Source organism: Corallococcus carmarthensis, assembly GCF_003611695.1.
GTDB classification, from domain to species: domain Bacteria; phylum Myxococcota; class Myxococcia; order Myxococcales; family Myxococcaceae; genus Corallococcus; species Corallococcus carmarthensis.
Genome location: NZ_RAWE01000004.1, coordinates 54235 through 79836, shown reverse-complemented (window position 1 = coordinate 79836; position 25602 = coordinate 54235). Strand labels below are relative to the sequence as shown.

The window sequence follows — 25602 nt, the reverse complement described above, 5'->3', positions numbered from 1 at the left end:
CGGGTACGGCCGCCCGTGCTCAGGCGTTGTGACGACGACAAGGCTTGCCCCCGGCCGCGCGGCGTTCGCCAGCCCGGGTACGGGGGCGCGAACTACCGGGCGCAGCGGAAACCGATGCCGCCAGTCCGGGTCTCGGGACGGTTCTTGCTGCGAGTGGCCGCGCGGAACGTCGACACGTCGTCCCGCCCACCCCCACCGCGGTTCACCCGCAGGCCCTCATCCTTCACGCCGTCGTAGGTCGCCGCGTAACCGCTCGCGGTCCACTCCCAGACGTTGCCGGCGAGGTCCATCACCCCGTCCGCGGACTGCCCCTCCGGGAAGCTGCCGACAGGCGCCGTCTCCGGGTACGCATCGTCGGGGAAGGGGGCCGCCTTCCAACCGTCGAAGCCTTTCGCCTTGCCGTTCTGGACGCAGCCTTCACCACACGCGTTCGCACGCCGCGCGTCCGGCGCCGCCTCCCCCCAGGGATACGTCCGGCCGTCAGGACGGCGCGCCGCGTACTCCCACTCGGCCTCCGTGGGCAGCCGCTTTCCGATGGCCCGGCAATAGGCGTCCGCATCCAGCCACGTGACGCAATTGATGGGATGCGTCTCACGCCCTTCGGGGTGCTTCCAATTGCAGAACTGCTGGAAGCCCGCCGCCGCGTTCGCCGCTGGCTCGCCGCACCTGCCCTCACGGACACAGCGTGCGTATGCCGCGACGGTCACCTCCGTCCGGTCCAGCTGGAAGGCTTGCACCGCTTCCGGATGCACGGGCCGCGCGTCGGGGGGCCCGTCCTCACTGCCCATCTGGAACGAGCCGCCCACGATGCGCGCCATGTCCGGCGCGTCCAATGCCCCGCCCTTCGCATCTGGCGAAGCCGGAGCCCCGGCACAGCCAGAGAGCGCCAGCACCACGAACAGCAATCCGTGACACGTACCGCCCACAGCCATGGCGCGTCGTACGCCACGGAGCGCACGCGTCGCCGCAATCGATGTCGCCATGGTCCCCCTCAGGATCAGGCTGTCGAAGAAGCTTCGACGAGCGGCCGGCCACCAACGGAAGAATATTCCGTCCGCCCTATAGACATACTCACTACACGTATGAGGTGTTTAACACAAGCATAAAAGTGACAACACCGTCATCCTGGCCAGCCCCTACGGACGGGAGAGCACGGCGCCGCGCGTCAGGCGTTGGATGTCTCGATTTCTCAGTCGCCGGATTCCGGGTCGGGATCGATGGCGGGCAGCTCGTCGATGCTCACCGCGTTGTTCTTCTTGCGGTAGTCAGCCAACCAGTCCGGTCCCTTCTTGTTGACCCACTTCACCAGTTGGTCGCGCTGCTCCACGAACTCGTAGCGCGGGATGGAGAACCCGCAGGAGCCGGCGATGCGGGTCACGTCCACCACGATGATGGCCCTCCCCCCTGGCAGGTCGGGGAAGAGCGACAGGAGCTCGCCGAACTCCGGCTGTTGCTCCGGCGTCAACACGCGCCCCCGTCCGTGCAGCCGGATGATCTTCGGCGGCCCGTCGAAGGCGCAGAACATGATGCAGATGCGGGCGTTCTCCCGCAGGTGCGCGATGGTCTCCACCCCGCTCCCCGACAGGTCCAGGTAGGCGACGCGGTGCGCATCGAGCACCCGCAGCGAGTCGTGGCCCTTGGGCGACAGATTGACGTGCCCGTCCGCGGACAGCGGAGCCGTCGCGACGAAGAACATCTTCTGGTTCGCGATGAAGTCGCGCAGCTTGGGGCTGATCTCCTCGTAGATGTTGTTCATCGCGTGTCCCCTCCTCCGCTACCGCTGGTAGACCCGGACCACTTCGTCCAGGGCGCTCAGCGCGTACTCGACTTCCTCGACGGTGTTGTAGAGATAGGCGGACATCCGCAGGACCTCGCCGCTGGTGTAGTGGTCCACCAGAGGCTGCGCGCACAGGTGCCCGTTGCGGCACATGACGCCATGCGCGTCGCTCAGCGCGCGGCTCACGTCGGAGAGGTCCTCCAGGCCGTCCACGTAGAGGCTGAAGATGGGGGCGCGGGCCTCCGCCACGTCGGGCCCCAGCAGCTTGAGCCGGGGCCTGCGCTTCAGCCCTTCCAGGAACGCCCGCGACAGTTCGTGGTCGTGCGCCTGGATGCGCTCCAGGCCCACCATGTCCAGGTAGTCGATGGCCGCGGCGAAGCCGAAGGCGGCTTCGATGGCCGGCGTTCCCGCCTCGAACTTGTGGGGGATCTTCCGGTACTGGAAGGACTCGAGCGTGGTGAAGTCCACGACGCCGCCGCCCACCAGCACCGCCTCCGCGTCCCGCAGCAGCGAAGCCCGTCCCACCAGGCAGCCGATGCCGGACGGCCCCAGCATCTTGTGCGCCGACAGCGCGAGGAAGTCGATGTTGGACTCGGTGAACCGCAGGCGGCAGTGCGCCACGGACTGGGCCGCGTCCACCACCACCAGCGCCCCTGCGTCGTGCGCCATCTTCGAGATCGTCTCCAGCGGCAGGAAGCCGCCCGTGACGTTCGAGCAATGCGTCACCACCACGGCCTTGGGCCGCCGCCGCAACAGCTCCGCGTAGTGGTCCAGGTCGGGTTGCCAGTTCGGGCCCTGGCGGACCACCTGGTAGTTCGCGCCCCGCATCCACGGCAGCAGCTGCGAGTGGTGCGCGTCCAGGAACCCGACGACCAGGTCGTCCTTCTTCAGCCCCATGCAGGAGGCCGCCAGGTTCAGGCCCTCCGTGGTGTTGCGCACGAAGATGACCTCGTTGCTCGCGCACCCCACCATCAGCGCCACCTTGCCGCGCGCCTCCTCGTAGAGGTCGGACGCCTCCTCCGACAGGCGGTGGCGCCCGCGGTGGATGTTCGCCGTGCACTCCGTGTAGTAGCGCGTCACCGCGTCAATCACCGACCGCGGCTTCAGCGCCGTCGCAGCGCTGTCCAGGTAGACGAACCGCTCGCCATCCACCTGTCGCGTGAGGATGGGGAAGTCCTCCCGCACCGCGCCGGAGGTGATCAAGTCATTGGAGCCGAAAGCCATCATCGCATCTCACCCAAGTGTGGAATCACGCCGGACACCCTGCCCTCACCCCGTCCTGACCAACTGGAACTTGCCCCCGCGCTCGAACGGGAAGTAGTGGACCGCCTCCATCCGGAGTGACTTCGACTCCAGCAGGTCCTCCAGCTTCGAGCGCAGCGTGGCCAGCTCGTCCGCGTTGGGTTCGACCTCACCGCTGTAGCGGAAGATGAAGTTGCCGGCCTTCTGGAAGGTGAGCTGGAAGATGTCGATCCACCGGGGCGCGCCCACCAGCGCATCCAGCTCGCCGGGCGTGACGTAGCGGCCGCTGGGCAGCCTCACCAGGTCCTTCACGCGCCCCTGGAAGGCCACGGCGGGCATCGCGCTGCCGCACTTGCACTGTCCCAGGAGCCGGTAGATGTCATTGGTGCGGTAGCGGATGTGCGGACACAGCTTGTCCCCCACGCTCGTGATGACCAGCTCCCAGAGGTCGTCGCGGTCGTCCGGCGCCTCCATCTTGATGAACTCGAGGTAGTAGTCCTTGTCGTTGAGGTGGAGGTTGCCCTCCTCGCAGGCGAGCCCCACGAAACCGAACTCGGACATCGCCATCACGGAGGCCACCGGGAAGTGGCCCTCGCACAGCGTGGCCAGCTGCCGCAGCAACGCCTGCGTCGCGAAGGTGTAGGTCAGCAGCACCGACACCTTGCGGTTCATGTCGAACTTCCAGCCGGACGCGCGGGCCTTCTTGATCAGCACCGACAGGTGCATCGGGTCCACGTACCAGACGTTCGGTTCGTACGAGTGGAGCTCGTCGAACGCGCGCTTGAGCATGGGCTCCGGCGTCGTGAGCAGGTCGTGATAGACGGGCAGCACCAGCGTGCCGTCCTGGAGGATGCGGTCCTCCATGCGCGTGTTCGGGTTGCTGCACTCGACGTCCGAACAGTTGGGCGCCGCGTAGCGGCACATCCGGATCTTCGGCTCATCCAGGAGGAAGCTCAGGCTCTTGTTCACGGAGAGGCAGTTCGCCATCCGGTCCGCGAGCTTGAACGCGTGGATGACGCTCACCAGCCGGTCGCCGCTCGTCCCCGAGCTCTGATACCGCTGCACGTAGGGGTCGTTGACCGAGCGGCCATCCGCCAGGACTCCCGCCGGAAAGTTCTTCCGGTAGTCCGGCTTGCTCGTCATCGGGATGTCGAGGAAGCCCGCCGCGGGCGAGGCCGCGGGGGTCAGGGAGGGCCGGTTCCGGAAGAACGGAACGCTCTTGTACGCGAAGGAGGCTTCCTTCCAGGCCGCATCGAGGTTTCCAAAGGATTTGTGCATGGCCTAGGCCCGCTGCTGGGGAAGGGAGTGCTGGACGCGCGCGCGCACCGTGGCGAGGAGCTCGCCCACCGTCACGCTGGAGTCGGTCAGAAGCCGTTCGAGGAGGGCCTGGTAGTGGGAGACGAAGGCGGCGGTCTCCTCCTGGGAGAAGAGCGCGGTGGTGTACTCCGCCTTGCAGTCGAGCCGGTCCCCGGTCCGGGTCACGAACAGGCTCAGGTCGTACTTGCTCGTGCCGCGCGGCAGCTCGATCTCCGTCACCGCGAGCTTCGTCTGGTCGCAGACGACGTCCACGACGGTGTTCTCGTAGTAGCTGAAGAGGTGGTCGTAGAGCGGGGCCCGGTTGAAGCGCGTCGGCAGCTTGAGCTGGCGCATCAGCCGGAACGACGGATAGCGCCCGTGGCGGAAGGCCTCCAGCAGCTCGCCGTGACACGCGCGGATGTAGTCGCCCGCGGCAACTCCGTGCTCCGCCTTCATGCGCACCGGCAGGCTGTTGACGAACAGGCCCACCGTGTCCTGCACGTCGGCGTGCTGGCGGTTGAGGAACGGCACGCCCACCGTCACGTCGTCCTCGCCGCTCAGCGCCGCGAGCAGGAGCGAGAACGCCGCGTAGGTGAGGCTGGACATCGTGACGGCCAGCCGCTCGCGCAGGCCTTCCATCCGGCTGGCGGAGATGCCCTGGAGCTCCTGGAGGTACATCTCACCGGCGTAGCTCTTGATCAGCGGCCGGGGACGGCTGGACAGCGTCAACGGACGCGGCGGCGTCTGGAACTTCGCCAACCACCAGGCCTCGTCGTCCGCCGTGAAGCGCGTGCCGGCGTGCGGATCCTGCGGCACCGCGGACGGGCGCGACTCCGGGACTCCCGCCGCCATCAGCGCGCGGTACAGCTTCGCGGCGCCGCGGCGCAGGACGTCCACCGCCCACCAGTCCGTGACGATGTGGTACACGACCCACGACACCACCCAGCGCCGCTCACCCACCTTCCACACGGCGACGCGGAAGCATGGCGGCGCGGACAGGTCGAACCGGGTCGCGTACATGGCCCGGTGCTGCGCGGCGCACTCGGCCATCGGATCCGGATGCGCAGACAGGTCCGTCACCTCCAGCTTGAGGGACGATTCGATCTCCGCCATGGGCACTTCGCGCTGCACCGGGACGCCGTCCACCTCCAGGTAGGCATTGCGCAGCGCGGGCTGGAGCGCGACCAGCTCCACCAGGACCTTCTTGCAGACGGCCAGGTCCAGGTCGCCCTTCACCAGGTGGCTGACGCCCTCGTTGTACGCGGCCATCGCCGGCGCGTAGCGGCGCATCTCCCAGAAGGCGAGCTGGAGCTCGCTGAGGGGCACGGGCCCTCCCGCGGGACGCCGGGCCTCCTCCGCCAGGGCCGGCGTGGGCGCCGCACCGCCGCCGTCCGCCGCGCGGCGCTCCTCGACCATGGCGGCGATCCAATCCAGCGTCACCTCGCCCATGACCTCGCTGAGGTCCACGATGACGTCGAAGTCCTCGTAGAGGCGCGCGACCAGCTGCATCAGGCGCATGGAGGACGCGCCCTGCAACACCAGGGAGGCCTCCGGCCGGACGTGGTCGATCCTCAGAATCTCTTTGCAAAGCGTTGCAAGACGTTGCGCTGTGTCGGTGGACAAGGCGTGCTCCAGGAGATTTAGAAAAGTGAGGCGATCTGCTTGCGGTCGACCTTGCCGTTCGTCAGCAGCGGCAGTTCGCCCATCCGCCTGACATTCGTGGGGACCATGTACTTGGGAAGGTGTTGGAGCAGGTGCGCGCGGACCTGGTCCTCGGCGAGGTCGCCGTCGCTCGCGTAGACGCAGGACAGGATGGGATCCGCGCCCTGACGCGAGTCGCTGGCCACGACCACCGCGCCGCTGACGCCGGGCATGCGCCGGAGGCAGTGCTCCACCTCGCCCAGCTCCACCCGGTTGCCGTTGACCTTGATCTGATGGTCCTTGCGCCCGGTGAAGTGGAGCAGGCCCTGGCCATCGCGGTAGCCCAGGTCTCCCGTGCGGTACGCGCGCAGCCTGGGTGCGTCCGGCCGCGCCACGCTGGAGAACTTCGCGGCCGTCAGCTCCGGGTTCCGGTAGTAACCCTTGGCGAGAAACTCCGACTCCAGGACCAGCTCGCCGGACTGCGCATCAGTGCCGCCGTCCAGCCGGACCTCGCAGCCCTCGATGGGCCGGCCCAGCGGCACCACGTCGCCTTCCAGGCCACTGCAATCCCGGGGCACGACGAAGCACGTCTTGATGAGCGTGCACTCACTGGGCCCGTAGAAGTTGATCAGCTGCGCATCCGGGGAGAGGTGCGCCTGGAGCTGCCGGGCGTCCTCCACGTAGAGGCGCTCGCCGGACAGGAACAGCTTGCGGAGGGAGTCGAACGAACCCTTCAGCTTCGCGTTCGTCCAGCTGACCTCCGACGCCAGCTTGAACACCGAAGGCACCGAGTGCATCAGATTGATGCGGTGCTCGGCCACCCAGCGCGGAAACAGGATGGGATGGTAGCGGGTGCCCGCGGCCGGGATGTAGAGCGTGCCGCCCGTGCACAGCGGCAGGAAGAAGTCCCGCAGGCTCACGTCGAACGTGGTGGGCGCGAGCTGGGAGACACGGCACTCCGAACCGACCTCGAAGGTGCGCGCCTGCCACTCGATGAAGACGGCGAGCGACAGGTGGGAGCCCTCGACGGCGTTCGGCGTGCCCGTGGAGCCCGACGTGTAGACGAGGTAGAGCGAGTCCTCCGTCCACGGCGCCGTGAGGTCATTGTGCTGCGGATGTGCCTCCGCCGCGGCCCTCACGGTGTTGAAGCGGAAGCCCTCCGCCGCCCGGCCCTCCACCACCAGCAGCTCGCACGGTGAGCCCAGGGTGGCTACGAGCCCGCTGACACGCTCGGCCTGCTCCGGCGTGATGACCAGGGCCGCCGGCCGCGTCATCTCCAGCGCGGAGCGCAGCCGGGCCTCCGGCCATGCCGCATCCATGGGGGCGAAGACGCCTCGCCGGTCCAGGATGGACAGCATGGTGGCCACGTAGGCCAGGTCGCTCGGCAGGAGCATGCCGATGACCGCGCCCTCCAGCCCCCGGCCCACGAGCCCGCTGGACAGCGACACCACGCTCCGCTGGAGCGCGGCATAGGACACCGCTTCGCGTGGCCCCACGACCGCGGGATGGTCCCCACGGGCCGCGGCGATGTGCGCGAAGGTCTCGGCCAGGGGCCGGACGGACTGGGCGTTCGGACGTTGCATCGGAGGGCTCACCGGAGTCAGCGGGCGCTTCGCGTCAGACGACCCGCCAGGCCGCGACGGAGCTGCCGGAGGTTCCCGTGGCGAGCCCCGCGACGACGGAGCCGGAGGGCGCCTTCGAGCGCGTCGCCCAGTCCACCAGGTTGATCAGCTGGTCCGTGGAGAAGACGTGCGCGTACTCGGGGAGGTTGTCCAGGTAGAACATGCTCGCGGGGATGCCCAGCACGCTCGCGAGCGCGCCGGCCACTTCGCTGTTCGCCGTGTTGGGGATCCACTTCGCCAGCGGCTTGTCGATCTTCGCCAGCACCGTCTTCTTGCACCGCATGGCGGCGCCGCAGATGTCGCGGAAGCTCTTCGCGGGGTTGGACATGCCTGCGCGCGACAGGTGGTGGAACGCCTTGGCGAAGCCGAGCAGCTCGAAGGAAGGAACGGCCGAGCCTCGCGGCTCACGCGTGATGACACACGCGGCGGCACCGTCGGAACAGATGGTCTGTCCCGTGGTGACGCGCTGTTCCTTGCTACATGCGACGTCGGTGGAGACCAGCAGAACGGTGCGCGCCCTCCCAGTCTCCAGCAGCATGGCGGCGTGCTCGATGCCGAGCATCGCGTTGGTACATTCACCGAAGCAGACGCCGGTGATGGGCGTGGTCAGCATCTCCATGCGGTGGGCAAACAGGCCGATGGAGAGGTCGCCGTGCGCGGGGGTCCGGGAGCTCACCGACGCGTAGATGACCTGGTCGATGTCCGCGACGGTGACCTCCGCGGCCTGCATGGCCTGGCGCGCGGCGTCCACGCCCAGCTCCCACGCCTCCACCGTCGAGTGCCGGTAGTTCTTGAAGCCCCGGTCCGCCAGGAACTTGATCGCTGCCTCGTCGCCTCCCAGTTCGGGGACGCTGCTGATGGGCCTGGACTCACCCAGGACATAACGAATGCCGTTGACGAAAATCATTGGGGGTTCCTCGTGTGCGCTGGCGGAGTTCGCGAGCGTTGGGTCAGTGCTTCGCCTTGAGAAAGAGTGCGTGGGGTTTGCGGAACGACGCGCCCCGGATGATCGCGGGGGCGTCCTCCACCGGCTGGACGCCCTGCCACGTGTTCCAGAGCGTGCGCAGGGTGATCTCCGCGTTCATCATCGTGAAGGTCTTCCCGACGCACGCGTGCGGGCCCACCGCGAACGACAGGGAGTTGGACAGCGTCCGCGTGGGATCGAACACGTCGGGTGACGCGAACGTGGAGTCGTCCCGCGCGGCGCTGGCGAGCAGCAGGTTCACGGCCTGGCCCCGCTTGATGGTGACGCCCCCCAGTTCGAGGGTCTCCGAAGCGAAGCGCACGGTGGACGCCTGCACCGGTTCGAACCGGAGGACCTCATCCAGGATGGCGCGCGCCATGGACGGCACGGTGGCCAGCTGCTCGAACCAGGACGGGTTTCGCGAGAGCACCGTGGCCGCGTTGCCCAGCAGGCACATGGAGGTCTCGATGCCTCCGGCCAGGAAGGTCCAGTAGAGGATCTTGATGGTCTCCGGGGTCTCGTCGCGGATGCCGTCGATGAGGCGCTTGAAGCCGCGCGTGCCCGGGCCCTCGCTCAGGAGCCGCGCGATGATGCCGTCCAGCCACGCGCTCACCGCGGTGTGCACGTCATAGACCTCCTGACGGTTGCCCCGCTTCCCGTCCAGGTGGTCCATCAGGATCATCATCTGCTCGAACAGCCAGCGCTCGTCCTCCAGCGGGAAGCCGAGGAACTCGGAGATCATCAGCGTGGGCACGCGCTCCGCGATGGCGCGCATGAACTCCATGGGCGGCTGCTCCGCCGCGGCGCGGACCAGCGCGGTGATGCGGGGCTCGGACACCTCACGCGCGAAGATCGCGAGGTTGGCGTTGCCCACCAGCGGGGCGACCTTCCGGCGCAGCCGCAGGTGCTCCGGCCCTTCCATGTCGATGAGCGTCCGGCCGAAGAGCTCCTCCGTGATGCGGAAGGGGAACTCCACGGTGAAGCGCGGGTCCTTGAGGATGGCGTGCACGTGCTCGTAGCGGAACACGCAGTGCATCCGGATCTCGTCCGACCACCAGATGGGTTGCTCGCGCCGGTAATGCGCGTAGAGCGGCCACGGATTCTCCAGGTAGTCCGTGGACAGGAAATCTAGGGAGCGCACGAGCCCTCCTTGGAGGCGCCGACGAAGGCCTCGTACATGGTGTCGAGCGTGAAGAAGACCTCGCTGCGGCGGGACTTCAGGTCCGCGCGGCGGTCCAGCATCCGCTCGATGTGCGCGACCAGGCGCGGCAGGTCGAACGACTCCAACACGCCCAGGTCGAAGAGGTTCTCCTTGGGGCCGCAGGACCAGCCCTCGGGGAGGGACGCCTGGGTCGCGAGGTACTGGATGATGTTCGCCTGAAATTCTTCACGTGTCATGGGACCTCCAGGGATGGGTTGCGAGGCGTCCGGAGCGGCGCCGGGGCCTCCGGTTCGGCGGCCATCTGGGCGAGTCGCAGCCGGTCGACCTTGCCGTTGGACAGCACCGGGAAGGACTCGAGCCGCCGCAGGTGACGCGGGACCATGTAGCGGGGCATCGCGGCCGACATGCGCGAGCGCAGGCGGACCATCAGCTCGTTCCACGGCTTCGAGCCACGCACGACGACGAAGCACGTGAGGGTGGCCCGCGCCTCGTCCGCCGGGACGACGGCCACCGCCGCCGCGACGTCAGGGTCTCCCTCCACGACGTGTTCAATCTCGGAGAGCTCGACGCGGTTGCCACCGACCTTCACCTGATGATCCAGCCGGCCGATGAAATAGAACTCGCCCTGCTCGTCGCGCGTCACCACGTCGCCGGAGCGGAAGACGGCGCCCTCACCGGTGCGCGGATCCGGCACCAGCCGTTGACGGGTCTGCGCCTCGTCGCGCCAGTAGCCTCGGAAGAGGTGCGGCCCGCGCACGTACAGCTCGCCCTCCTCCCCCACTCCAATCTCCCGGCCGGCTTCGTCCAGCGCGAACATCTCCGTGCCGCGCAGCGCCACTCCCAGGGAGAGCCGGCCCTTGAAGGTGGCCGCCGGGTTGGCGAACGTCTTGAAGCAGCAGCCGATGGACTCCGAGTGGCCGAAGCACTGGACGATGCGCAGGTCCGGCCGCCAGCCCTGGAGGGTGTGGACGTCCTTCGCCGGGAAGCTCTCCGCGGCGTAGAGGATGGTGTCCAGGTGGCGCAGGCCCCCGAGCAGCGACGCGTCCCCTTCCGTGAGGAGCGGACGCCACACGGACGGCACGGAGTGCATCTGGGTCACCCGGTGTTCGTCCAGGTACTCGACGAGTCCCCGGGGCTGATACGCCAGCATGCGCGGCACCTGGACCAGCGTGGCCCCGTTGCCGAGCGCCATGCCTACGTCGAACATGGCGAAGTCGAAGTGGAGCGGAGAGATGGTCCCGACGCGCGCGGAGGACGGGACGCCAAGCTCGCTGAACCCGCGCAGCGTGTTCACCGCGGCGCCGTGGGTCATCACGATGCCCTTGGGCTGTCCCGTGGAGCCCGACGTCATGATGATGTAGGCCGCGTCCTCCGGGCCCGGCGCGGTGGTGTCGCCGCTCACGGGATGGGCCGTGCGGGCCACCACCAGCGGCCCCACCTGCGTGCCAGGGGGAACGCCCGGCGCGTCGCGCAGGTCGCTCGACACGACGACTGCGGCGGGCTCCAGCCGCGCGAGGATGGCCTCGAAGCGCGCTGGGGGAAGCTCCGGCGCCACGGGCACGTACGCGGCCCCCAGCGCCATGGTGGCGATGAGCAACGCGATGGCGTCGGGGTCGGCCTCCATACGCGAAACGACGCGGTCACCGCGTCCCAGGCCCAGCTCCGCGAGCGCGGTCCGGTAACGGGCGACCTCGGCGGCCAGCCGGGCGTGGTCCCAGCGGACGCCGTCGTGCACCAATGCGTCGCGCTCGGGCGCGGTCCTGCCGTGCTGGAGGAGGAAGTCGGAGAGCAGCATGGTCACCGGGCCTCCCGCGTGGGCGTGGGCGCGGGCCGGACGACGCGCATCGCGGCCGCGCCCCAGACGGTGTCCGCGGGCCCCGTCACCAGCACCGGCGTGGCGGCCGGAAGGTCCGACTCCAGGAGCTGGCCCAGGGCAATCAACTGATCCGCGGAGCTGCAGTGGCCCAGCTCGCCGATGTTCCGGTCGTAGATGCGGTCCACCCCGATGCCACAGAGCTCCGAGATGTTGCGCAGCACCGAGCGGTTGAAGTTCGCCGTCACCAGCCACCGGCACTCGGCCGCGCCCACCTCCGCCGCCGCCAGCGCGGCCTCCGCGGACGTGCGCACGCCGTTCGAGTACGCACGGACGTACGAGACGATGTCCCCCGTCTCCAGGTGCTCGGTGGCCTGGGCGTCGTAGTGATGCCGGACGGGCCCCACGTCGTAGCCGCGCTCCAGCGCGTCCGACACGACACAGCACGCCACGCCGTCACTGCCGACGGCGGAGTCCTGGCGGATGAGCCGCGTGCGTCCCGCGGGGTACGCGTCGCTGAAGAGCAGCAGCGCGTTGCGTGAGCGGCCCAGCGCGCGCAGCCCTTCGATGGCCTCGAAGGCGTAGGTGAAGTTCGCGCAGAAGCCCAGGAAGACCCCGATGGGGCGCGCGTTCAGCAGGCCACAGCGGCGCAGCACCACGGGCATCAGCGTGGCGTCCTCGCGGTCATCGAAGGTGCCGGTCGCGTAGATGACGGTGTCGATGGACAGCGGATCCATCCCCGACTCGCGCACCGAGGCCTGGAGCGCCTCCACCATCAGGCTTTCGCGGGACTGGGTCGCTTCCATGAAGCAGGCCAGCCCGTGCTTCTTCATGCGCTGGAGCCTTCGCGCATCCGACGCGAGCTCGGGCAGCGAGTCGATCTCCCGCCGCTCCCCGAGCCGCCATGTGAACGCACCGATCCTCATGACGCGGCCTCCTGGGTGACTTCGAACCGGCTCCGCAAGGCCGCGGCGATGCGCTTCAACGCGTCACCTTCCATGATGCCGTAGTGATCCGCGGGCACGCGGTGGACGCGCGGCACCTGACGGCACTGGTCCAACGGCTGGAGGTGCGGGAAGTCCTCGGGCCGCTGCGCGTCGGCGAACCACACGTCCGCGTCGACGGGACCGTCGGGCGGGTCGTAGCCGAGCAGCGCCGAGGTGTTCTGGCGGAACTGCTCGAACAGCGCCGCGAGCTCGGAGCCGCGCGCACGCTGTGCCAGTCCGTCGCCGCCCAGGGACTGGACGACCTCCGGCAGCGAGCGCGTCCGCAGCCGTTCGGCCAGCGCCTCCAGGCTGAGCGTGCCGGCGCCGCGCAGGACGTCGCGGATGAACGCCGCCTCCAGGGCCTTCATCTCCGGCTTGGAAGCGGCGGGCTTCCGGACCCACGGGTCGACGAGCACGGCGGCGACCCGGCGCGTTCCCCGGACTTCGAGGCGGCGCTGGACCTCCAGCGCGACGGCGCCGCCCAGGGACCAGCCGAAGAGCACGTCGGGCTTGAGCCCCGCGCTGTCCAGCTGTTCGACATAGTGAGCCGCCAGGTCGCGCAGCGACAGGTCCCCGCGTTCGAGCCCCAGCGACTGGAGCCCGACGACGGTGAACCGCTTGCCCAGGAGGTCGACCAGCTCGCGGTAGCAGTACACGGTGCCGCCGACGGGGTGGATGCACACGACGGTGGGCGCGCCCTCCGCGCCCCGCTGCATGCGCACGAGCGCGCTGTGCGCCCCACCGCGCTGGCCGCCCATCACCCGCGCCATGCCCTCGATGGTCGCGGTCCGCAGCAGCTCCGCCAGCTCGGGGCGCACGCCGGTGCGGTGCTCGATGGCGTTCGCGAGCCGGACCGCCAGCACCGACTCACCGCCCACCTCGAAGAAGCTCACCTGCGTGTCGCGGATGGGGCGGCCGAGGATCTGCGACCACAGCTCCGCCATCAGGTGCTCGGCGGGCGTGCGCGGCGCCAGCGTGACGGGCTGGTCGAGCAGCGCGAGCTCGCGGAGCTTCGCCTGGTCCACCTTGCCGTTGGCGGTGAGCGGCAGCTCCGGCAGCCAGTGGATCCGGCGCGGCACCATGTACGAAGGCAGCAGCGCGGACAGCATGTCCCGCAGCTCTGGCGGCTCCGCGCCCGTGGGCGTGACGAAGGCGGCAAGCCAGCGGTGCTCACGCGGCCCCACGGCCACGACCACGGCCTTGTCCACGGCCGGGCACTTCTTCAGCGCCGCGGTGACGTCACCCAGCTCGACCCGGTAGCCGCTGATCTTCACCTGGCCGTCGGTCCGGCCCAGGAACTCGATGTTGCCGTCGGGCCAGCGGCGGGCGCGGTCGCCGGTGAGGTAGAGCCGTTGGCCGGTCTCTGGATGCGTGACGAAGGCCGCCGCCGTCTTCTCCGGTGCACGCCAGTAGCCCTCCGCGAGCCCCTGCCCCGCGATGGCCAGCTCGCCCTCGACCCAGTCCGGGCAGGGTGTGCCCACGCCCGGGTGCAACACCAGCAGCTGCTGGTTCGCCAGCGGGAAGCCGTAGGGGATGCTGGACCAGGTGGCCGGAACGTCCTGGACCTCGAACGCGTTCGACCAGATGGACGCTTCGGTGGCGCCGCCCAGGCTCACCACGCGCGCGTTCGGGAACACCGAGCGGATCCGTGCGGGCAGCGTGACCGGGATCCAGTCTCCCGACAGGAGCGCGAGCCGCAGCGACGGCGCCTGGAGGCCCCGCGACTCCATGTACTCGACGAGCATCTCCATGATCGCCGGCACCGTGTTCCAGACCGTCACGCGGTGCTCTTGCACCAGCGGGAACAGCTCCGCGGGATCCGGGTGGCTGGCGGGCGGAGGCAGCACCAGCCGGCCTCCCGCGCCCAGGACGCCGAAGATGTCGAAGACCGACAGGTCGAAGTGCAGGTGCGAGACGCCCAGCACGCAGTCTTCCGGGCCCACGCCGAAGCGGCGCTGGATGTCCTCGAGCGTGGTGGCCACCGCGTCATGCGAGATGGCGACGCCCTTGGGCTCTCCCGTCGAACCCGACGTGAAGAGGATGTACGCCAGCTGGCCGGTGTCCGGACCCGCCGCGTCCATGGAGGCCAGGGGCACCGCGTCGATGCGGAGGCTCACGAGGGCCGCACCACCGCCCTCCCGGGCAAGGGCCTCGGCGCCAGCGGCGTCACACAGCGCCATTCCCACATCAGCGGCGGAGAGGACCGCCGACAGGCGCGCGGACGGCCAGGACGGATCCAGGGGCACGTAGGGGGCGCCGACCATGACGGTGCCGAGCGCGGCGACCACCTGTTCCCAGCCCTTGTTCGCGACGATGGCCACCGGGACGTCCGGCTTCGCGCCACGTGCACGAAGGGCGTTCGCCACGCCGCTCGCGCGCTGTCCCAGCTCCTGGAACGACAGCGTCCGCTCGCGCGTCACCACCGCCGCGCCGTGATGCCCGCGGACCTGCCGCTCCAGCAGGGAGTGGAGCCGGTGGACGGAGCGCTCCGCCGACGTGGCGTTGGCGCGAGCCTGGGAGGCCTGCTGCGCTGGGGGCAGCCCCATCCGCAGGGGCGTCTTCCAATCGTGCGCCTCCGCCAGACGGCGGACGCCGGCCAGGAAGGTTTCGAACATCGCCTCGCCCACGCCGGGACACAGCGTGTCCGCGTCGATGTCCCAGTGGAAGCGGAGGCCGTCCAGCGTCCGGAAGACCTGCTGGTCGATGAGGACGCCCGGGCTCTGGATGCTGGCGCCCTCCGGCTTCCACCCCAGCTGCGCCAGGCCAATCTCCGTGTCGGACCGGCCCAGGGCCAGGCCACTCGAATAGGCGACCACGCCCGCGCGGACCGGAGTGCCGGACTGGCGCGCCGCGATCCGCTGCACCGTCACGCCGTCCACGGACGCATAGCCCATGTCCAGGGCGAGCCTTTGACGGATGGCGCCCGCCAGGTCCGCGAAGGACGCCTCGCGCCGGACGTTCAGCTCCAGGCGCACGATGCCGCCGAAGTGACCGAGCGGCAGGCCGAGGTGCCGCCCTCCGCCGTGCAGGACGTTGATGCTGAAGTCCGGCGCCTGCGCCCACTCCGCCAGCACCAGCGCGAACGCACCCATCAGCGCGTTGTCCAGCGTCAGCCCGAACTCCCGGGCCCGGGCGGTCAGCACGGTGGCCTCCGCTTCGGGCAGGTCCGCGATCAACCGCCGGATGCGGCCTCCGCCCTCGGCGAGCGTGCGCACCGGGAGCGCGGGCGACGGCGGAATCGCACGCCCCGCCCAGTACTGCCGGGCGCGCTGATAGTCGGCCGACACGAGCTGCCGGAAGCGGCGCAGGATCAGGCTCGCCAGCCGTCCCGGCGCGGGCAGGTCCGTGCGCGCGGGATCCTCCAGCAGCTTCCGCAGCTCCTCGACGTAGAGGAACCAGGACGTCGCGTCGCCCACCAGGAGCCGGCCCTCGACGTGGACGTAGAAGCGCTCCGCGGTCCGCTGCACGCACATCCGGTAGAGCGGCCAGACCTCCGCGCCGCTCCGGGGCCGGCTCATCGTGGTCCGCGTGCGCTCCAGCTCCCGCTCCACCTCCGCGGCCGGAAGCGCGCGCAGGTCCTGGTACTCCAGCGGGAAGGGGCCCACGTGCTCCAGGAGCCGCCCGCGCCCGTCCGGACCCACCGTCATCCGCAGCGAGTCGTGACGCGCGAACAGCGCGGAGAGGGCGGCCTGGAGACGCTCCAGGTCCAGCGTCTCCACGGAGAAGCCGTTGTACCAACACCCTGCCCCGGCGATGCCCTGCGTGCCGGCCTCGCCCAGCCAGTAGGACTGCTGAAGCTCCGACAGCGGCAGCGTGCGGGCGCGGGCCCGCACGGCTTCGTCAGGCCCCAGGAGCGCGAGCAGCGCTTCCTTCTGCTCGCGGATGCGCTCCTTCAGCGCGTCGGTGAGCCGCCCCGGTGGCGCCTTGAACGCCAGGCGTCCCTCCTTCACGCTCAGCTCGACACCGGCCTCGCTCAGCTCCTCGACGAGGTCGTACGTCGCCGCGGTCAGCAGCTCCTCTTCGGCCTCGGCCGGGAGGGCCGCGGGCGCGGTCTCAGGGCCCGTCGCACGGGCCTGCGTTGGGGCGGCGGACGTCATATGACGCCCTCATCCACGTCGGAGGACGCTTCCGCACCGGCGGAGGCTCCTTCCGGCGGCGCGTCGAGCAGGGCTTGCAGCGGCTCCGTGCCCATCACGTCGAAGAAGTTCATGACCACCCCCGTGGCGGGGTAGATCAAATCGATCCAACGGACCGCGGCGAGGGAGTAACCACCGTTGTCGATGAAGCTCTTCGACAGGTCGAGCTGGGAGGGCTCTTGCTGGAGGGCTTCGCTCAGCGTCCTGATGAAAGCGTCCTTGTTCATAGGTCTCACACCCGCTGGCAACAACACGCGCACGCCACCCCGGCCGGGACGCTCGTGACTTGTTCCGTGTGGAGGTTTCGTAAGGTCGTTCGCATGTGCGGTAGCTCCAGGTTCGACCGCGCCACTGCGCGCGGGTCAGGAAGAGAGGCGCGTCAGGCCGCCTCGAGTTGGAGGGTGAAGGCGAGGTACTTGCCCCAGTCCCGATCCGGCGCGCGTTCGAAGCCGGCCTCTGAGTAGAGCGCCTGCGCTCCGGCCATCTGGGGTTGGGTGGACAGCACCAGGCGGGACCAGCCCCGGGTGCGCGCGAGCTGGAGGCCCGCGCCCACCAGCGCGCGTCCGATGCCCCGCCCCCGCGCGTCCGGACGAACGGCGAGCAGGTGGAACTCCGCCTCGTCGTCCCGCGAAATCTGCCGGGCCGCGGCCCCGGGGGCGACCAGGATGACCATCCCGATCAGCACGCCGGCCCCCGGCTCCCGCGCGGTGATGAGCGTGCCCCGCGCGCGCACGCGGTCCAGCGCGAAGAGCCGCTCCGCGACGGGCGGGCTCGTGTGTCCCGCCTTCACGAAGACGTCGTCCAGCAGGGACGCCAGCTCCGTGTCCGTGACGCTTCCGTCCACGTCCAGCACGAACGCCGGGTGCGCTCCAGGCATCAGGAATCCTCCAGGAAGAGACGTGGCGGTGAATGCGATGTCCACGGGGGCGCCTACCTTCCCGTCCCGGCTTCGAGTGCATGGACCGCCCGCTCCGCGAGCGCGGGCGCCAGCCGGAATCCAGACCCGGCGCCGCCGCCCACCGCGAAGGCCCCGGGCACTGACGCCAGCGGCTCCACGGAAGGATCCGTGTCCGCGCTGTAGGCATCGCAGAACACGCGGCCTCCCAGCTCCAGGCCGCGCACGTCGAGGTAGCGCTCCAGGATGCCGCGCGCGCGGGCCCAGTCCGGCGGGTCGATGCGCAACGCCGACGCCTCGGGCTCGCAGTCCCAGTGCTCGGAGCGGAAGCTGAAGAGGAAGCGCCCGTGTTCGGGCTGCGGCAACAGGAAGGCCTCGTCGTCGAGCAGGTAGACGACGGGCGCGTCGGGATGCGGCGCCACGGGGACATGCAGCGCCGTGATCTTCTTCACCCGCCAATGCCGGGGGACGTCCGCCAACGCCGCGCGCGTGCTGCCCAACCACGGCCCCAGGCACAGCGCCGTGCGGCGTGCCCTCAGCTCACGTCCGTCGTGGGTCGTCAGCCGCTGGGTGCCTTCGCCCTCCGGAGACACCCGCACGACCTCCACGCCTTCCAGACACACGCTGCCCGGTTGCGAGCGGAAGGCCCGCAGCAGCGTCGTCACCAGCGTGGGCCCCGTGCAGCGGGCCGCCCTGACGTCGCCCAACACCGCGGTCCCTTCGGGCGAACGGAAGCCCGGAGGCGCCAGCGCCAGCGCCGCGGCGGCGTCGACCCGGCGGGGAGCGGACGTCGCATCGCGCACCAGGCCGTCCAGCCGCTCCTGCACCCGCGCCTCGGACGTCAGGAACACGGCGGGCAGGTCGCGCAGCGGCAGGTCCGGCAGCTCCGCGCGCAGCTGTTGATAGAGGACCCGGCTGCGCTCGGTGAACGCGCGCCGGACAGGAGTCGAGCCCAGCGGCACGTCCAGGAACGCCGAGTAGAGCGTGGCCCCGTGTCCCGCGAGGGAACGGTCCACCAAGGCAATGCGCCAGCCCGGGTGGTGCCGCTTCGCCAGCAACGCCACCAGCGTGCCGACGATGCCAGCACCCACCACGACGAGATCGAACGGGTCCCGGGCGCGATCCATCACATCCACCAGACGGAGAACACCCGCAGCTCACCTTCGCCGGTGTTGCGCAGCGTGTGGCTGATGTTGGAGCCCAACTCGATGATGTCGCCCGGACGGACCGAGGTCACCTCACCGCCGTGACGGGTGAGCTCCCCCTCGCCGGCCGCGATGAACCACAGCTCCTGGTCCTCGTGACAGTCGAGCGCGGAGTGCCCACCGGGCTTGATGGTGAACCGGGACATCTTGAACGCGGGCGCGCAGGCGCGCAGCGCCTTCATGTCCACCTTCTCCACGCGCAGGCCCGCCTCGTCGAAGTCCGCGGACTCGAAGGGCACGCTCGCCGAAGGATGCTTGGCGTCTACACCCATAGCTGCAGCTCCTTGGAGTTGTGGACCTTGTAGACAGGGCGGCCGGCCAGGTCGTTGACGATGTTCGCGCTGCGCCAGGCCATCAGGCTCAGGTTGGGATCCGCGATGCCGCGCGAGTTGATGGCCGCGTTCTGCACGTAGATCTTGTGCGTCGCCGGGCCGTCCCACTTGATGGAGAAGTCCGGGTTGTAGAGATAGCCGCCCTTGTCGAGCGGGATGCGCGGGAGCAGCGGCTTCAGGAACGCGGGGATGCGGTACTGGTAGCCGGTGCAGAGGATGACGGCGTCCACCGTCACGTCGCTCGTGCGCCCGTGCAGCGAGTCCTTCATCGTGACGGTGTACTCATCCGCGCCGGACTTCGAGATGGCGGTCATCCGCTTGTTGGCCCGGAGCGCGACCTCCGGCTTGCGCGCCCGCAGGAACTCCAGCGCGTAGAGCCGCCGGTAGATGTCCTGGAGCAGGTTCATGGAGATGCCGTCGCTCGCGAGCTTCTGGCTGTCCACGGTGAAGAGCCGCTGATCCAGGGGCAGCTCGAAGAAGTGCGCGCTGTAGCCCGGCGTGAAGAGCTCGTTGGTGAAGGGCGAGTCGTCCAGCGGCAGGAAGTTGCTCCGCGACGACACCCAGTACAGGTGCGACGGGAAGCGCTGATCATCCGAGAGCAGGTGGCGGAAGATCTCCGCGCCGGACTGCCCGCCACCGATGATGGCGATCCGCTTGTCCTTCCAGTCGAGCCCCTGGTTGAGCAGCGTGTCGCTGTGGAAGACGCGGTTGCCCAGGAGCGGCTCGGCGCACTCCGGGACGCATCGGCTCAGGCCCGTGCCCAGGATGAGGTGCCGGGACGTGAGGTCGGGGTTCCCGTTGACGATGAAGTGCTCGCCGTCGAAGTCCACGGTCTGCACGTCCATGCCGAAGCGGAGGTTGCGCAGCTGCTTGCTGACCCACCGGAAGTAGTCGTCGAACTCCGCGCGCTCGACGCCCCGGAAGTCGGACGTGATGAAGCGGTACATCCGGCCGTGGGCGTGCAGATACGACAGGAAGCCGTACGGGTTGCGGGGGTCCGCGAGCGTGACCAGGTCCTTCAGGTGCGACGTCTGGATGGTCGCGCCGGAGAGCAGCAGCCCCGGGTGCCAGGAGAACTCCGGCTTGCGGTCCACGAACAGCGTCGAGAGGGACGGAATCGGCTCACAGAGCGCGGCCGCGCTCAGGTTGAAGGGTCCAATGCCGACGCCAATCGCGTCGTACTTCGCTGGTGACTTCATTCGCGTGCCCCCTTTCCACCCGGCGAGCGCGCGGCCTCGCGGTGGACACTTCGCTCAACAGCCGCTGCGGAAACCGATTCGAAGGCGGGCGTCCAGACCGGCGGCCTCTCCAGCACGGGCCGCTCCGTGAAGGACTCCAACCGGGGAGCACCGCCATGGCCCAGCAACGCCCAGATGCGCTGGGACACGTCCGGCATGAACGGGGCAGCGACCATGCTGAACCCCTTCAGCCACCAGTACTCGGCCGTGGCGTCAGAGGCGTCCAGCCGCTCGCCCACGTCCCGCCAGGCGTCGATGCAGCCGGCCGCGCGGGCCAGGTGCGTCGTGGGCAGGCGCAGGTGGGAAGCCTGTTCCTCCAGGACGCGGTCCAGCTCCCGCATCAGGTTGTCCGACGGCGCGTCCACGGCCCCGGTGCGCACGTGGGCGAAAGCGCGCGACAGCAGGGCCTCCAGACCGCCGGCGAGGACGCGATTGTTCACGTCCACGAACTCCGAGACGATGAAGTCCTTCGGCCCCGCCTCCGGGTTCACCTTGCCCAGGAAGTAGCGGATCGCATCCGGGGAGACGCCGGAGCCGGTGACCAGGTCGCGCGCGCACACCAGGTGGTTGCGGCTGGTGGAGAACTTCCGCCCCTCCAGGTTGTAGAAGTGGTTGGTCAGGAAGTAGTCGTACGGCTTGATGTCGTCCCACTCCACCGCCGCGCCCAGCACGCCCGCGAGGTACGCGACCGTGTTGTCGATGCCGAACGTGGCGACGGTCACGTAGTCGGAGTCCGGCGCGAAGGGGTGCTTCTCCAGGCCGTGCGCGCGCTTGAAGAGCTCCGCGCAGAACAGCGAGAAGGAGAGCAGCCCGGTCGTGTACGTGAAGATGACGCCGTCACCGGGCCCGTACGGCATGCCCCACCGTCCCGGGTTGGTCAGGCGGACCCGCTCCCCCTGCGCCTCGATGTAGCGGGTGAGGATCTGGTGGAAGCCGGGCGGGATGCCCATCCGCTCGATGCGCGCGTCCAGCTGCTGGCGCCGGCGCAGCCGCAGGAAGAGGCTCTCGACCTCCACCTCCCGCACGTCCGTGGCGTCGAAGGTGCAGCGCGCGTCGCGGAGGTCCTCCGGCTTGTAGTGGCCGCCGCAGGCCTCGCAGAAGTAGCTGCCGGAGCCCGCGCCACACTGCGGACAGGTTCCGGAAATCCAACAGCCGGCGCCATACCGGTTCAGCGACGGCGAGTACGCCACCTTCTCGCGCAGCGTCTCCACCCCACCCTGCCGGGCGAGCTGATCAAGGGTGCGGCGGTTGAACGCCACGTACTCGTCATGCAGGTCCGGCCGCAGCGGATCCGTGAAGACGCTGTCGATGCGCAGCGCCGCCAGCTCCTGTTCAATCAGCCCGTGGAACCGCGTGGCGACCGCGTGCTCGGTGCTGCCCGTCTGCGCGGCCTTGAGCTCGACGTGCGACTCGTAGGAGTCCGCGCCGGAGATGACGTGGGCCTCCACGCCGCGCAGGCGCAGGTGCCGCGCCAGGATGTCGGCCTTGAGGTAGGGGCCCGACATGTGGCCCAGGTGGAGCCGCCCATTGGGCGTGGGCATCACCTGGACGAACAGATGGGGCGGTGCCTTCACCGCGCGCGTGCTGGCTAACATGAGGCGGCCTCGTTCAGGACGGGTGCGACGCGCGCCGCGTCCGGTGGGCGCGACAGCTGGAACCGCACCGGAGTCGCGCGGCAGGGGTTGCCCTTGACGACGGACAGGACGCCTTCGTCCGGACGCATCACCACCGCGGCGACCGTGTCCGGACGCCGGATGTCCCCTTCCGCGTGCGCGCACAGCCCGGTGGGAAACAGCGAGTGGTCCGACAGCAGCGTGAAGGTGGACGCGTCATCCACCGCGGCCGGCAGCCCCGCCTTGAGCAGCTCCAGGCGCTTGCGGGAGCCGTTCCGGCTGAAGATGTTGAGCCGGTCGTGCGGCACCAGCTCTTCGTGGAGGAAGTGGTTCGTCCGCAGGAAGGAGTGGGCCTGCCACACGCGGAGGCGGCTGGGAGTGAACTCGCAGCAGGTGACGCCCTGCGCGTCGAAGAGCGTGAGCGCCCGGGCGCTCGCGCGGCGCAGCGCCCCCAGCCGGTCCACGGCGGACGCGGCGTCGGGCCGTGTCAGGGCCTCGCGGACGAGCAGGTACGGCGGCACGCCGGGCCCTTCCATGTCCGACGTCAGCAGGTTGATGGAGACGCCGAGCCCGAAGCTGTTGAGGCCCAGGTAGCCCAGCAGGCCCGCGAAGGTGAACATCAACACCTCCGGCGCGCCGTCGTGCTCCGGAAGGATGCGCAGGACGATGCCCAGGTCCGCGATGAGGCCGTCCTGGTCCACGGTCTGCGCCATCCGCCGTCCCTGCGCGTCGCGGACCGCGAGCGTGCTGCAGTCCCCACCCGCGGGACCGGCCGGAGCGCCAATCAGCTCACGGCGCAGCTGGAGCAGGAGCGCTTCCTCGTAGCGGATGTCCGCGCCCCGAGCGAGCCCCTGGACCTCCCGGGCCAGCTCCGGCACCTCCGCTTCCAGGACCTGGCGGTGCTCGTCGACGATGCGCCAGATCCGGGCCGCTGAGAGCGGCGCATGGCGGATCCGGTTCACGCGAGCGAAGTCGTCCCGCACGAAGTCCTGGATCTCCTTGCGCAGCGCCTCACCATGCTGCGCGCCCCGCGTCAGGGCATCCCCCGACACGGTCACCTCACGAAGGGGCGTCAACATGGTCCGCCGCCTCCGGTCTTGATGAGGTCGCTCAGGCGCTGCTTCACCCCCGGCCACTCGCCCGCGAGGACCGAGTAGTAGATGGTGTCCCGCCGCCGCCCGCCGGGCATGAGCGTGTGCGAGCGCAGGACGCCCTCTTCCGTGCAGCCGACCTTCAGCAGCGCGCGGCGCGCCGGCTGGTTCAGGACGTCCGTCTTGAACTCCGTGCGCTGCACGCCCTGCTGTTCGAAGGCGTACGCCATCAGCAGCTGCTTGCAGCGGGTGTTGGTGCCCGTGCCCTGGAACTTCCGCCCGAGCCAGGTCCAGCCCACCTCGACGCGCTGGTCGCGGGCGGACAGGTTGCCGAACCGCGTGCTGCCCACGACGGCGCCCGACGCCTTGTCCACCACGGTGAAGGCCAGCGCGGTGCCGGCGCGGGTGGACTCCACGCCTTCGTCCACGAAGCGCTGGAGGTCGTCGCGGGTCTGGATGGAGGCGACGAAGAACTTCCAGATGGCGGGATCGAACGCGACCTCCGCGAGCGCGTCGACGTCCGCCGCGACCAGGGGCCGCAGGCGCACGCGCTCGTCCTCCAGGACGACGTTCCGGTCCGCGAAGAACGCGCTCATGGCCCTAGTTCCCCCGCACGCGGGTGAAGAGGCTGACCAGGTCCCCGACCGTGTCGAGCTTCGCCAGGTCCGCGTCCGTGAGGGTCAGCATGTCGACGTTGAAGCTCTCGCACAGCTGCGTGAGCAGGGAGACGAGGGCCAGCGACGACAGGCCCAGCACGTTCCTCAAGTCCGTCTCCTGCCCGAAGGTCGCTCCCGCCGCGACCTGGTTGAGTTGACGGGTGACTTCCTGAACCACGTTGTCCATGGATGGAGACCGTTCGGCGTCGAGGGTGGGGATGACGGTGGGGAGCGCTCAGGCGCCGTAGAGCGCGAGGAGCTCGCGCTCGTACCGGGCCCAGACGGCGTTCCTGCGGACCTTGAACTGCGACGTGAGCAGGCCGTTCTCACGGGTGAGCGGTTCGGGGGCGAGGAGGAACTTGCGGATCCGTTCGTCCTCCGGGAGCCGCGCATTCACTCCAGCGACGACCGCTTCGACGTCGCCGTGCGCGGTGCCGGGGACGGCGGAGATGACCGCCGCGAGGTGGCTCTGCCCGCTGCCGAAGACGACCGCCTTGTCGATGCACGCGGCTTCCTCGAGCCGGTTCTCCAGCGGGATGGGGCTGACCTTGCGGCCGCTGGACAGCACGACGATGTCCTTCACGCGGCCCGTCACGTACAGGTAGCCGTCCGCGTCCAGGTGGCCCAGGTCGCCCGTCGCCACGTACCCGTCCGGGCGGAACGTCAGGGCGCTCACGTCGGCCGGGACGTTGGCGTAGCGCACGTTCACCTCGTGGGTGCTCTTCACGAGGATCTGGCCTTCGTCGTCGAACCGGACGCTCTTGCTCGGCACGACCTTCCCCACGCTCCCAAGCCGGTCCTGGCCCGGGTGGTTCTTGGAGATGATGCAGGTCTCGTTCATGCCGTAGCCCTGGAAGAGCGGCATGCCCATGGCTTCGTAGGCCTTCAGCGTCGACAGGCTGATGGGCGCCGAGCCCGTCCACAGGTAGCGGATGTTGCCGCCCATCAGCTCGCGGAAGCGCTCCTTCTGCTCCGGGACCGCGGGGTCGAACCCCTTGATGAGGCTGGTGAAGAACTCCGGCACGCCCATGACGACGGTGGGCCGCTCCCGGCGGAGCGCCATCACCGCAAGCCGGTACTGCACCACCACGGCGTCATGGTCGAAGAGGAGCGACGAGTAGATCCAGAACCGCTGCTGGTTGAGGTACAGCGGCAGGAAGAGCAGGAACTTGTCACCCGGGCCGTGGTGAAACATGCCCTGCACGTTGGTCAGCGTGTCATCCACGCTCTTGCGCTTCAGCTCGATGGCCTTGGTCTCACCCGTCGAGCCCGACGTGAACTTCATCCCGATGATGTCATCGGGACCGAACGCGTGCCCCTGGAGCAGTCCCGCGTCGTCCGCGTCTTCCGGAGGCGCGCCCAAGACCTGCCAGGGGGTGGCGCCGTCCGGAATCTCATACGTCCGGCGCAATCCCAGCTCCGACTGGAGTTCCTTCCACCGGTGATGGATGGGATCAAACCCAACAGATACGAAACCACAAGCCAGACATGCCAGGTCGAGCAGGATCCACGCGTAGCTGTTGGCGCCGACAATCCCGATGCGGTCGCCGCGTTGTAGACCCTCGCGCCGCAACAGGGTGACAGCCTTCCGGAGGTCGGACTGGAGCTCCGCCGCACGGCGAACCACCGGACGCCCGCCCTCGTAGAAGAGGAAAGTCCCCTTCCACTCCGGAATCCGTCCGATGACACGGTTCACATGGGGCATGAGCTGCCCCGCGATGTGGCTTGAAGAATCCAGTCTTCCCCCTCTTCCGGCGCTCTCAGCGCTTTCCGAGGGTGTTATGTAGTCGACTCATTCACGGCGAGTCAAGGACTCAACCACGGCGCGGCTTGTCACGAAATGACGCAAAGCGTGACCGAAGAGAAAAGCCATCCAACCCAATACGTCTCATGCACGGCGGCGGCATGTGAGGTCCCACGGCGGATCAGCGCA

General features: G+C 69.4%; 22 protein-coding genes. All 22 read right to left on the bottom strand.

What is annotated here, in order from left to right; genetic code table 11:
• Positions 1-92: 92 nt before the first annotated feature.
• A complete protein-coding gene (locus tag D7X32_RS02175; protein WP_158625585.1) occupies positions 93-932 on the bottom strand; it encodes a formylglycine-generating enzyme family protein in 840 nt (279 codons plus the stop codon).
• 257 nt (positions 933-1189) lie between these two features.
• Positions 1190-1756, bottom strand: a complete 567-nt coding sequence (locus D7X32_RS02170) for a pyridoxamine 5'-phosphate oxidase family protein (protein ID WP_120600821.1) — start codon at positions 1754-1756, stop codon at positions 1190-1192.
• 18 nt (positions 1757-1774) lie between these two features.
• A complete protein-coding gene (locus D7X32_RS02165; protein WP_208752283.1) occupies positions 1775-3004 on the bottom strand; it encodes an aminotransferase class V-fold PLP-dependent enzyme in 1230 nt (409 codons plus the stop codon).
• 42 nt (positions 3005-3046) lie between these two features.
• Positions 3047-4297: a phenylacetate--CoA ligase family protein gene (locus D7X32_RS02160; protein WP_120600820.1), complete on the bottom strand. Its 1251-nt coding sequence runs from the start codon at positions 4295-4297 to the stop codon at positions 3047-3049.
• A 3-nt stretch (positions 4298-4300) separates the two neighbouring features.
• Positions 4301-5938, bottom strand: a complete 1638-nt coding sequence (locus tag D7X32_RS02155; protein ID WP_120600819.1) for a condensation domain-containing protein — start codon at positions 5936-5938, stop codon at positions 4301-4303.
• Positions 5939-5955: 17 nt separating this feature from the next.
• Positions 5956-7539, bottom strand: a complete 1584-nt coding sequence (locus tag D7X32_RS02150) for an amino acid adenylation domain-containing protein (RefSeq protein ID WP_120600818.1) — start codon at positions 7537-7539, stop codon at positions 5956-5958.
• Between the two features lie 34 nt (positions 7540-7573).
• The gene (locus tag D7X32_RS02145) at positions 7574-8485 is read right to left on the bottom strand and encodes a hypothetical protein (RefSeq protein ID WP_120600817.1); all 912 of its coding nucleotides are present in this window, start codon (positions 8483-8485) and stop codon (positions 7574-7576) included.
• Between the two features lie 43 nt (positions 8486-8528).
• Positions 8529-9683: a cytochrome P450 gene (locus D7X32_RS02140; protein WP_120600816.1), complete on the bottom strand. Its 1155-nt coding sequence runs from the start codon at positions 9681-9683 to the stop codon at positions 8529-8531.
• Positions 9671-9940 (bottom strand): hypothetical protein, encoded by a 270-nt coding sequence (locus D7X32_RS02135; RefSeq protein WP_120600815.1) that lies wholly within the window; start codon positions 9938-9940, stop codon positions 9671-9673. The genes D7X32_RS02140 and D7X32_RS02135 overlap by 13 nt, the downstream gene beginning before the upstream one ends.
• Entirely contained in the window at positions 9937-11499 is a 1563-nt protein-coding gene (locus D7X32_RS02130) for an AMP-binding protein (protein ID WP_120600814.1), read from the bottom strand. Before D7X32_RS02130 ends, D7X32_RS02135 begins: the two co-directional genes overlap by 4 nt.
• Positions 11500-11501: 2 nt before the next feature.
• Positions 11502-12443 (bottom strand): 3-oxoacyl-[acyl-carrier-protein] synthase III C-terminal domain-containing protein, encoded by a 942-nt coding sequence (locus D7X32_RS02125; RefSeq protein WP_120600813.1) that lies wholly within the window; start codon positions 12441-12443, stop codon positions 11502-11504.
• Entirely contained in the window at positions 12440-16600 is a 4161-nt protein-coding gene (locus tag D7X32_RS02120) for a non-ribosomal peptide synthetase (RefSeq protein ID WP_120600812.1), read from the bottom strand. Before D7X32_RS02120 ends, D7X32_RS02125 begins: the two co-directional genes overlap by 4 nt.
• Positions 16597-16866, bottom strand: coding sequence for a hypothetical protein (locus tag D7X32_RS02115; RefSeq protein WP_120600811.1), 270 nt, complete (start codon positions 16864-16866; stop codon positions 16597-16599). Before D7X32_RS02115 ends, D7X32_RS02120 begins: the two co-directional genes overlap by 4 nt.
• 152 nt (positions 16867-17018) lie before the next feature.
• The gene (locus tag D7X32_RS02110) at positions 17019-17516 is read right to left on the bottom strand and encodes a GNAT family N-acetyltransferase (RefSeq protein WP_120600810.1); all 498 of its coding nucleotides are present in this window, start codon (positions 17514-17516) and stop codon (positions 17019-17021) included.
• Positions 17517-17569: 53 nt separating this feature from the next.
• Entirely contained in the window at positions 17570-18661 is a 1092-nt protein-coding gene (locus D7X32_RS02105; protein WP_120600809.1) for an NAD(P)/FAD-dependent oxidoreductase, read from the bottom strand.
• Positions 18661-19011, bottom strand: coding sequence for a cupin domain-containing protein (locus tag D7X32_RS02100; RefSeq protein ID WP_120600808.1), 351 nt, complete (start codon positions 19009-19011; stop codon positions 18661-18663). Before D7X32_RS02100 ends, D7X32_RS02105 begins: the two co-directional genes overlap by 1 nt.
• A complete protein-coding gene (locus D7X32_RS02095; protein ID WP_120600807.1) occupies positions 19002-20270 on the bottom strand; it encodes a lysine N(6)-hydroxylase/L-ornithine N(5)-oxygenase family protein in 1269 nt (422 codons plus the stop codon). Before D7X32_RS02095 ends, D7X32_RS02100 begins: the two co-directional genes overlap by 10 nt.
• Positions 20267-21904 carry a class I tRNA ligase family protein gene (locus D7X32_RS02090; protein WP_120600806.1) on the bottom strand — a complete coding sequence of 546 codons (1638 nt, stop codon included), beginning with the start codon at positions 21902-21904 and terminating at the stop codon, positions 20267-20269. The genes D7X32_RS02095 and D7X32_RS02090 overlap by 4 nt, the downstream gene beginning before the upstream one ends.
• Positions 21898-23001: a C45 family autoproteolytic acyltransferase/hydrolase gene (locus D7X32_RS02085; protein ID WP_147449988.1), complete on the bottom strand. Its 1104-nt coding sequence runs from the start codon at positions 22999-23001 to the stop codon at positions 21898-21900. The genes D7X32_RS02090 and D7X32_RS02085 overlap by 7 nt, the downstream gene beginning before the upstream one ends.
• Positions 22995-23609: a GNAT family N-acetyltransferase gene (locus tag D7X32_RS02080; RefSeq protein WP_120600804.1), complete on the bottom strand. Its 615-nt coding sequence runs from the start codon at positions 23607-23609 to the stop codon at positions 22995-22997. Before D7X32_RS02080 ends, D7X32_RS02085 begins: the two co-directional genes overlap by 7 nt.
• A 4-nt stretch (positions 23610-23613) precedes the next feature.
• Positions 23614-23856 (bottom strand): phosphopantetheine-binding protein, encoded by a 243-nt coding sequence (locus D7X32_RS02075; protein WP_120600803.1) that lies wholly within the window; start codon positions 23854-23856, stop codon positions 23614-23616.
• 48 nt (positions 23857-23904) lie between these two features.
• Positions 23905-25374, bottom strand: a complete 1470-nt coding sequence (locus tag D7X32_RS02070) for an AMP-binding protein (protein WP_120600802.1) — start codon at positions 25372-25374, stop codon at positions 23905-23907.
• Positions 25375-25602 lie beyond the last annotated feature (228 nt).